This window comes from Amycolatopsis tucumanensis (assembly GCF_021654135.1).
GTDB classification, from domain to species: Bacteria; Actinomycetota; Actinomycetes; order Mycobacteriales; family Pseudonocardiaceae; genus Amycolatopsis_E; species Amycolatopsis_E tucumanensis.
This window is the reverse complement of record NZ_JAKGSD010000053.1, coordinates 1-8,918: the sequence shown is the minus strand read 5'-3', so window position 1 is coordinate 8,918 and position 8,918 is coordinate 1. Positions and strand designations below refer to the sequence as shown.

The 8,918-nt window shown below is 69.6% G+C and carries 10 protein-coding genes; 1 reads left to right on the top strand and 9 read right to left on the bottom strand.

Translation table 11 applies throughout. The features are described 5' to 3' along the window. Nucleotides 1-147: 147 nt before the first annotated feature. Entirely contained in the window at nt 148-297 is a 150-nt protein-coding gene (locus tag L2C96_RS35295; protein ID WP_237339266.1) for a hypothetical protein, read from the bottom strand. A gap of 128 nt (nt 298-425) precedes the next feature. Between L2C96_RS35295 and L2C96_RS35290 the strand changes: the two genes are divergently transcribed. Next, nucleotides 426-893 (top strand): enoyl-CoA hydratase-related protein, encoded by a 468-nt coding sequence (locus tag L2C96_RS35290; RefSeq protein WP_237339265.1) that lies wholly within the window; start codon nt 426-428, stop codon nt 891-893. A gap of 49 nt (nt 894-942) precedes the next feature. Here the strand turns inward: L2C96_RS35290 and groL are convergent, their stop codons facing one another. The 8 genes from groL to L2C96_RS35250 all read right to left on the bottom strand — a co-directional run. Then, entirely contained in the window at nt 943-2,592 is a 1,650-nt protein-coding gene (gene groL, locus L2C96_RS35285) for a chaperonin GroEL (RefSeq protein ID WP_237339264.1), read from the bottom strand. 39 nt (nt 2,593-2,631) lie between these two features. Then, the gene (locus L2C96_RS35280) at nt 2,632-3,657 is read right to left on the bottom strand and encodes an NAD(P)-dependent alcohol dehydrogenase (RefSeq protein ID WP_237339263.1); all 1,026 of its coding nucleotides are present in this window, start codon (nt 3,655-3,657) and stop codon (nt 2,632-2,634) included. Then, on the bottom strand, nt 3,654-4,391 hold the full coding sequence (locus L2C96_RS35275) for an iron-sulfur cluster assembly protein (protein WP_237339262.1): 738 nt from the start codon (nt 4,389-4,391) through the stop codon (nt 3,654-3,656). Before L2C96_RS35275 ends, L2C96_RS35280 begins: the two co-directional genes overlap by 4 nt. Continuing rightward, entirely contained in the window at nt 4,388-5,422 is a 1,035-nt protein-coding gene (locus tag L2C96_RS35270; protein ID WP_237339261.1) for an amidohydrolase family protein, read from the bottom strand. Before L2C96_RS35270 ends, L2C96_RS35275 begins: the two co-directional genes overlap by 4 nt. A gap of 86 nt (nt 5,423-5,508) precedes the next feature. Next, nucleotides 5,509-5,859, bottom strand: coding sequence for a propane 2-monooxygenase effector subunit MimD (gene mimD, locus L2C96_RS35265; RefSeq protein ID WP_017981677.1), 351 nt, complete (start codon nt 5,857-5,859; stop codon nt 5,509-5,511). Next, a complete protein-coding gene (locus tag L2C96_RS35260) occupies nt 5,856-6,956 on the bottom strand; it encodes an aromatic/alkene monooxygenase hydroxylase subunit beta (protein WP_237339260.1) in 1,101 nt (366 codons plus the stop codon). The genes mimD and L2C96_RS35260 overlap by 4 nt, the downstream gene beginning before the upstream one ends. Continuing rightward, on the bottom strand, nt 6,953-8,023 hold the full coding sequence (locus tag L2C96_RS35255; protein ID WP_237339259.1) for a 2Fe-2S iron-sulfur cluster-binding protein: 1,071 nt from the start codon (nt 8,021-8,023) through the stop codon (nt 6,953-6,955). Before L2C96_RS35255 ends, L2C96_RS35260 begins: the two co-directional genes overlap by 4 nt. Nucleotides 8,024-8,091: 68 nt before the next feature. Next, nucleotides 8,092-8,918: ferritin family protein (locus L2C96_RS35250; RefSeq protein ID WP_504904946.1), on the bottom strand; the 827-nt coding region annotated here is incomplete at its 5' end.

Sequence of the window (8,918 nt, the reverse complement as noted above, 5' to 3'; positions counted from 1 at the left end):
ACGACCCGGCAGCCACGCAGAACCGGCCTCACCCGCGAAGCCGCCCCACCTCAACATCGACTCGACCCGGCAGCCACGCAAAACCGGCCCCACCCGCGGAAGCGGCGCTCAGCATCGGCTCGACCCGGCAGCCGTGCGGGACTGACCTCACCGACGGGGGTGCTCGGCCCCCGCCGGGTCGATCCGCCAGCCGGAGCCGGTCAGTGCGCTGAGCGCCCGCTCCAGGCACTCACCATGCGGGCGCTCAGCGGTTTCCTCCCCGCGCGACTCCTCGACGATCGGCTCGTTCAGCGTCATCCCCTCTTCCCTCCTGACTCGCCCCCAGCACACCAGAGCCCGGCCGGCGCGGCGGTCTCATTGTGAGACAAGGGAAACCGCCGCGCGCCAGTAGCGTACGGGGACCCCGAGCGTTCCAGGAGGCGACGATGCTGGACCTGCACTACGAGTCGGGAGCGGTGGTGGTCCGCTTCCGGGCGCCACGACCGCTGAGCGCCGAACTGCTCGACGGGCTCGCGGCGGCCCTCGCCTACATCGGGCCGGGGCATCCGATCGTCCTGACCGGCGTGGACGGTGTCTTCGCGGCGGACGTCGCGCCCCGGGACAGCGCGGCGCTGGACCGGCTGCCGCCGGTGCTGGAGGCCCTGCGCGCCCACCCGCTTCCCCTCGTGGCCGCCCTCAACGGCGACGCCATCGGCGCGGGCTACCACCTGGCGGAGGCCGCCGACGCCCGCATCATCTCGGGCGGGATCGTGCAGCCCGCGCCTCCGCACGGGATGCGTTACGGCCCGCTCGCTGCGGTGGCGGCAGGGCTGGCCGAGGTCCACTGCGCACCGGAGGACCTCATCGGCACCGCCCTCCGGCACGCCCGCGCACAGGCGCCGGTCGCCGGCTGACGCACGCAGCGGGGCCCCACGCAGCACGCGTGGGGCCCCGTCGCCGTACTCAGTAGATGTTGGACGGGCGAACCATTCCCTCGGCGAGGTCACCGGCGCCCGGAGCGATGATCGCGCCGGGGTTGACCAGCACCTCCTCCACGATCGCGGTCTCCGTGGTGATCAGCAGCGCCGCGATCGACGCCGCGCTCTCCAGCGCCGAACGGGTCACCTTGAGCGGGTCGACCACCCCGGCGGCGAACAGGTCGGTGTACTCGCCGGTCAGCGCGTCGAACCCGCCGCCGTTGTCCATTGCGGACACCCGGGCCAGCACCTCGTCACCGTCGTAGCCGGCATTCTCAGCGATCCACCGCAACGGCTCCCCCAGCGCCCGGCGCACGATCTCGCGGCCCTGCGCCGCGTCGCCGTCGAGGCCGACCAGGTCCACACATCGCGCGGCCTGCGCCAGCGACGCCCCGCCGCCGGCGACCACGCCCTCCTCCAGCGCCGCCCTCGCCGCCGCCAGCGAGTCCTCGACCCGCAGCATCCGCTCCTTGAGCTCGACGCTGGTGGCGGCGCCGACGCGGACGACGGCGATGCGCCCGGACAGCCGGGCGATGCGCAGCCGCAGGCTGTCCTGGTCGTGCTCGATGCGGGCCCGCTTGAGCTGCTTGTCCAGCTGGCCGATCCGCGCCCGCACGGCCTGCTCGTCGCCGGCCCCGCCGATGATCGTCGTGGTGTCCTCGGTGATCGTGATGTGCTCGCAGCGGCCGAGGTCGGCCTCGGTGACCTCGGCCAGGGTCAGCCCGGAGTCGTCGCTGACCACCCGGCCGCCGAGCGCGGCGGCGAGGTCCTCCAGCTCGGCGACCCGCCGGTGCCCGAAGCCGGGCGCGCGCACCACGACCGCGGGGTAGGTGCCGTGCACGTTCCCGCTGAGGATCATCTGCAGCGCGGGCCCGTCGACGTTCTCGGCGAGGATCACCAGCGGCCTGCCGAGCCGCCGGGCGGCCTCCACGGTCGGCATCAGGTCCTGCACCTGGCTGATCTTCTTGTTGGTCAGCAGGATCGCGGGATCGTCGTAGGCGGCCTCCATCCGATCCCGGTCGGTGACCATGTACGGCGAGGTGTAGCCGTGGTCGAACTCGATCCCGTCCACCAGCTCGACCCCCAGGCCGGGCTCGTCGGACTCCTCCACCTCGACCACGCCTTCCCGGACCACCGCGGCCAGCGCCTGGGCGATCACGCGGCCGATGCGCTCGTCGTCGCTCGCCGCCAGCGTGGCGATCCGCTCCAGCTCGGCCTCACCCGACACCTGGGCCGCGGATTTGCGCAGGTACTCCACGACGGCCTCGACGGTCTCCTCGATACCGCGGCGCACCCGCATCGGGTTCGCCCCCTCGCCGAGGGCGGCCAGCCCCTCCCGCACCATCGCCTGGGCGAGCACCGTCGCGGTGGTGGTGCCGTCGCCGACGGCCCCGTTGGTCTTCATCGCGACTTCCTTCACCAGCTGGGCGCCCATGTTGGCGAACGGTTCCGCCAGCTGCACCTCCCTGGCGATGGTGACGCCGTCGTTGGTGATGGTCGGCGGGCCGGTCAGCTTCTCCAGCACCGCGTTGCGCCCCTTGGGGCCCAGGGTGACCTTGACCGCGTCGGCCAGCGTGTTGACGCCGAGTTCGAGCCGGCGCCGCGCCTCGACGCTGAACCGCAGCTGCTTCGCCATGATTCCTACTTCCTTTCCGTGCCGGGAACAGCACGCGGTTCAGGGGATGAGGATCGCCCGGCCGCGGACCTTGCCCGCGCTCAGGTCGTCGATGGCCTGCTGGAACTCCTCCAGCCGGTAGCGGGCGGTGTGCAGTTTCACCTTGCCCTGGGCGGCGAGCACCATCAGGTCCTGCAGGTCGGTGTAGGAGCCGACCAGGTTGCCGATGAAGTTGATCTCGGTGGAGATGATGTCGATGGTCGGCACGTCGAGGTTCTCGCCGTAGCCGACGACGTAGTAGTTGCCCGCGCGGCGCAGCATGCGCACGCCCTCCGACGTCGAGCCGCCCTCGCCGACGAAGTCGAGCACGGCCTCGGCGCCGTGCCCGCCGGTCAGGTCGAGCACCTCCGGCACGTGGTCGCCATCGGCCACCACGGTGACGTCGGCGCCGACCTGCTCGGCCAGCCGCAGCGCCGCGGGGTTGCGGTCCACGACGACGAGCGTGGCCGCGCTCATCGCCTTCAGGCACTGGATGCCGATGTGGCCCAGACCGCCTGCCCCGATGATCACGCACACCTCCCCCGGCCGCAGCACCTTCGCCGCCTTGGCGGCGGCGTGCTGCGCGGTGAGCCCGGCATCGGCGAGCGCGGCCACGTCGGCCGGCTCCAGGCTGTCGTCGAGCTTGACGCACGACCGCGCCGAGGTGAGCAGGTATTCGGCGTACCCGCCGTGGGTGTCGATGCCGGGGAACCGCGAGTTCTCACAGTGCACGTCGTCGCCGAGCCGGCAGGACCGGCACAGGCCGCAGGTGATCAGCGGGTGGAGGATCACCTTGTCCCCCACCGCCACGTTCGTGACCGCGTCGCCGACGGCGTGCACCCAGCCGGCGTTCTCGTGGCCGATCGTGTAGGGCAGGACGACGCCGGACTTCTCCGCCCACTGCCCTTCCAGGATGTGCAGATCGGTCCGGCACACGCCCGCCGCGCCCACCCGGACCACGACGTCCAGCGGCCCGGTGATCTTGGGCTCCTCCACGTCGCGCAGTTCCAGGTTCGAGTGGTAGCCGGTGACCTGTGCGGCTTTCATGGGTGGCTCCTGGTGTTGGTGACGACCGGGGCGGAGCCGGCGGGATCGACGCCGGCGTAGCGGGTGGCGAGCAGGCCCCGGCAGAAGTGGGCGTTGCCTTCGATGGACACGCGGGTGGTGGTGGCCAGCCGCAACCGCAGCGCCACGTCCGAGCGGGCGACCGGGGTGCCGTCGTGGTCGACCATCACCCGCGCCTGCGAGTGGTTGGGCAGGCCGATGGCCTCCCGCCGCCGCATCAGGGCCGACTTCAGGCGGCCCTCCGGCAGGTCGAACAGCTCCAGCAGCGGCAGTTCCTCGACCGTCCAGGCCCCGCTGGCCAGCACCGACCGGCAGCACCGCTCCATCGCGGCCAGGTGGGCCTTGCGCTGGAAGGTCCGGCGCAGCTCGTCGAGGCTGTCCTGCGCCTCCACGCCGAAGGTGCCGACGTAGCCGAGCCCGGCGGCGGTACCGGCGTTGATCTTGTCGGAGTCGTGGTGGTCGTCGAGCAGCACCCGCACCCGGCCCGCACCGGGCACCGCGGCCAGCGCGTCGTAGGCGTCGGCCACCATGAGGTAGGCGAAGTTGGGGGCGCAGAACGACGTGGGCAGCCGCAGGTGCACCTCCACCCCGTCGTCGTCGATCGCCACGGACCGGACGAAACCCAGCTCGGTCACCGGTTCGTCCAGTTCCGGGTCGAGCACGGTGGACAGCGCCGCGAGCACCTCGGCTTCGACGGACACGGCCATCCGGGTCATGGGGCACCAGCTCCCGCGGCGACCTCGGCGTCGGCGTCGCCGGCCTGGGTCGGCAGGCGCAGCTGCCGCGGCACGTCCAGGTCGTAGAGCGCGGCGGCGTTGAGGCCGAGGATCTTCTTCTTCTGGTCGGTGGTGATCGGCGCGTACTCCGGCATGTCCGCCGGGATCTGGAAGTCGACGAACTTCTCCACGAGCCACTTCGGCGTCCACAGCGCGTAGTCGCTGCCGAAGAGGATCTTGTCCTCGCCGATCCAGTACAGCAGCTCGCCGATGATCTGGGCGAAGTAGCGCGGCCGCGTGTGGATGAACGGCATCGCCACCGCCAGCCCGCCGTAGACGTTGGACTCCTGCGTGGCGATCCAGCAGAAGTCCTCCAGCCGGGGAAGACCGACGTGCTCGACGACGAAGTTCAGGTCGAGGTAGTCGGTGGCGACCTTGTCGATGTCGGCGACGTCGAACGCGTCCCGGTCCAGCGGCCGGATCGTCGGTCCCTTGTGGACGTGGATGTTGCGGATGCCGAGTTCGAGGCACTCCTCGAGGTACCGGCGCGACCACGGCTCGTCGAGCTTGTAGCCGCGCGAGTCGCCGTGCCATTCGGCGGTGTAGAGCTTGACGCCCTTGAGCCCGAAGCGTTCCGCGTCCCGGCGCAGCTGCGCCAGCCCGGCCTCGCCGTGGCGCGGGTCGTAGGCGTGGTTGTAGGTCAGCTTGTCCGGGTGCTGCCGGGTGAGCCCGAACGCCTCCTCGGTCTGCCCGAACCCGTTGTGGTAGAAGTCGCTGAGCAGCGTGGCCTGGAAGATGGCGTGGTCGACGTAGCCCTCGCCGAAGAGGTCCTTCATGAAGCGTTCGGCGCCGTAGTAGGTGTAGGTGTCGTAGTCCCAGACGACCTCTTCCGGGCTCAGGTTCTTGTGGTAGTCGTAGAAGCAGTCGATGAACTGCTTGCCGTGCACGTTCTTGTGGTTCGAGGCCCGCCCGTCCCAGATGTGGACGTGCCCGTCGACCACGTAGTACTTCTCGCCGTCCTTTTCGTACATCGCTCGCCCTTCACGGTGCTGGTGCTCGGTGGAACCGTGGTGGCGGGCCGGACGGCCCGCCACCACGAGCGCGGGGTGTGGTGTCGTCAGCCGTGCGCGGACAGGTCGAACCCGATGTACTCGGCGGCGTCCTCGGGGTTGGCGAACAGCAGGGTGCGGTCGTCCAGGTGCACCATGCGGCCGTAGTGGGTGGAGCTGATCTCCTCGAAGATCGACCCGTCGAACGGCTCGCCGAGGGCCTCGGTCAGCTCGTCGTAGTCGAACTCCAGGAGCCGGGTGCCGTCCACGCGGATCATCGACGGGTACTCCACGAGCGAGACGCCGTCCTTGGCCCCCATCACGTCGGCGACCACGCGTCCGACGGGGGTGTTCATCAGCGTGACGCCGCACATGTTCGAAGAGCCGGCCTGCGAACCGAACTGCATGGTGCTGCTCACTTGTCCAACTCCTTCGGGATGTCCAGCCCGATCTCCTCGAGCAGCTGGGTGAACTTCTCCTTGGTCGCGCCGAGCGAGTCGGCGAAGGTGCGGGCCTTCTCGGCCGGCTGCGACCAGATCGGCTGCAGCGCGTAGGCGGCGTCCAGGCACGGCGGCACCCACTTCGCGAGCCACTGGCCGAACAGCTCCTTGTTGGCCTCGCCGTGCTGCTCGTCGCGGGTGAGCATGCGGAACAGCGCCCGCGTGTAGCCGAGGTCGCGGCTGTAGTCGTGCTCGCCGGTGCCCACGATCGTCGGGGTGATGTAGTCGCCGTTGGTGGCGGAGATCTGCATGACCAGTTCCGACCGGAAGAGCTGGCCGACAAGCTGCTCGAACACGACGTTGGCGCCGAACAGCAGTTCCGCCCAGTCGCCGACCGCGGTGAGCTCTTCGACGGCCTTGCGGGTGGGCTGCCACTCCTCGGCCGAGGCCCACACCTCCTTGTGCACCGACCCGTCGAAGGTGTCCAGCGACTCCGACAGGTCCAGGTTGAACAGCGCGAGGTCCTGGGCGAACCGCATCTTGTGCGCCGCGTTGACCGCCACCGCAGTGTTGATCATGTTCGTCGGTCCGGAGCGCTGGATCGAGGTGAACACGTGCAGCGCCATCCCGTTCTCGGCGTGCATCCAGGCGCCGAGGTTGCGGGCGATGAACTTCTGCCAGGCGGTGTTCCAGTTGCCGTAGGCGCCGGCGCGCTTGGCGTTCTCCAGGCACAGGGAGACCTGGCGGACCACTGCGGAGTTGTTGCGGTAGATCGTTTGCTCCCACTCCTCGTTCGGGTCGAGGAAGGCGTGCCAGTTCGACGACTTCGCCGCCGTCCACTCCTGCGGGTAGCCACCGGGCCCGTCGCCGAAGCCGTAGATCCAGCCCTGGGACAGGTGCCGCTCGGGGTCCGGCTGCACGTCGACGGTGACGTCCTCGTACACGGTGGCGCGCAGCTTCGCCGGCTTGAAGTAGTTGTAGCTGCGGCTCTTGGAGCTGGGGAACTCCAGGGCGCCTGCCTCGGAGTCGGTGAACTCCACCTTCGGGAAGCTGCGCGTCTTCGCACTGCTCGTCATGTGATGTCTCCTTGCGATGTCTGCTCGTCGCGAACCGACGTGGTGAACTTGTCGTAGAACACCTGGTCGTCGGGCACGCCCTGCCGGGCGGCCAGATCGAGCGCGGCGTCCACCATCGGGGGCGGGCCGCACAGGTAAACCTCCGTCCGGTGCAGCTCCGGCTCCCTGGCCGCCACCACGTCGGTGACCATTCCCGGTTCCGCGGTGACCCCGAGCTCGCCGGCGCCCTCGGTGGACTCCGAGAGCGCGACGACGAACTCGAAGTCCGGCAGCCGCTGTCCCAGTGCGCGGATCTCGTCCAGGTAGAACAGGTCCGCGGCGGTGCGGGCGCCGTAGTAGAAGCGGATCCGGCGGGTGTCCCCGGTTTCGCTGAGGTGCCGCAGCAGGCTGAGCACCGGAGCCATGCCGGCGCCGCCCGCCATGAGCACGAGCGGTAGCACGTGCCCGTTCTTCAGAGTGAAGTTGCCGTACGGCCCGGTCAGCTCGATCGTGTCGCCGGCCGCGATCCCGTCGTCCAGCAGCGCGGAGAACCGTCCGCCGGGATACTTCTTGATGACGAACTCGATGTGGTCGCCCGCGGACGGGATCGTCGCCATCGAGAACGATCGGTGCTCGTCGGTGCCCGGGATGGTCAGGTCGGCGTACTGGCCGGGTTTGAACTCGTAGACCGGCGGGTCGACCGGCTTGAGTTTGAGCCCGACGATGTCGTGCGTGTGCTCCACGACCTCGACGACCTCGGTCCGGATCCGCTGCAGCGGTGCGGAGTTGAGCAGCTCCTCCTCGTCGAAGTTGAGCAGCTCGATGGTGCAGTCGCTGAAGGCGTGCGCGCGGCACAGCAGCACGTAGCCCTCCTCGACCTCGGCGTCGTTGCAGGCGAACGTCGAGTAGCGCTCCATCTGGATCTCACCGTCCAGGACGAAGGACTTGCACGCCGAGCACTGGCCCTCGCGGCACCCGTGCATGAGGTGGATGCCCTGGCGGAACGCGGCGTCGAGGATCTTCTCGTCCTCGCCGACCTCCATCTCGATGTCGACCGGTTCGAAAGAGATGCGGTGCTTGTCGGCCATTGGTCTCTCGATTCTCCGGGGAGCGGACGGCGGTGTGGGCGCACCGCCGTCCGCGGGTCCTCAGGCCGTCAGGCGACCGTGACGTTCGGGTTGGCGCGGTAGGCCGCGGCCCACTCCTCGCGTTCGGCGTCGGTCATCTGGTTGAGCGTGACGTTCGGGCTGGCGAACCGGATGCCGCGGAGGTCGTCGAGCGTCCACAGCTTCTTCGGGTCGTCCAGGTCCAGGTGCGGCTGCGGGATGAGCGTCTTGCCGTCGTCGCGGACGTAGCCCAGGTCCTTGACGATGTCGGCGAGATCCCGGTCGTGGTGCAGCGTCTCCCACTCGCGCTTGCCGGTGAGCCGGCCCATGTTCGGGGTCTCCCGGCCCTCGTACTCGGGGCGGAAGGCGACCTTGTCGGTCCAGGCGCAGGTTTCCGAGCAGTAGGTGCGCCACTGGTCGTCGACCTTGTCGACCACCAGGTCCTCGCGGACGAGGCAGGGCACCATGCAGGTCCAGCAGCGGTGCGGGTACTCGTAGCCGACCTCTTCGAACGCGATCGGCTTGTTGCGGCCCGGGTAGCGCAGCCGGTTGTAGGCCTCCCACCACTTGCCGAACTGGTTGTACCAGCCCGGGTACTTGTCCTCGAACCACTCGAAGTCGGCGTCGGTCATGCCGTCGATGCGCCAGTAGTTGACCGGCCAGCCGGTGGCGAAGAACTGCGCGACCCGGTGCACGTAGAACTTGTTGGTGATCCGGTTCCACGCCTCCTCGACCAGGTCGTGCGGGATGACCAGGCCGTACTTCTCCAGCGGGAGCAGGTAGCTGCGGTAGTAGTCGTCGTAGATCCAGCGGCGCCACATTTCGGCGTAGGACTCGCGGTCCTTGCGGCGGTCCTTGGTGCCGTACTCGATGAACG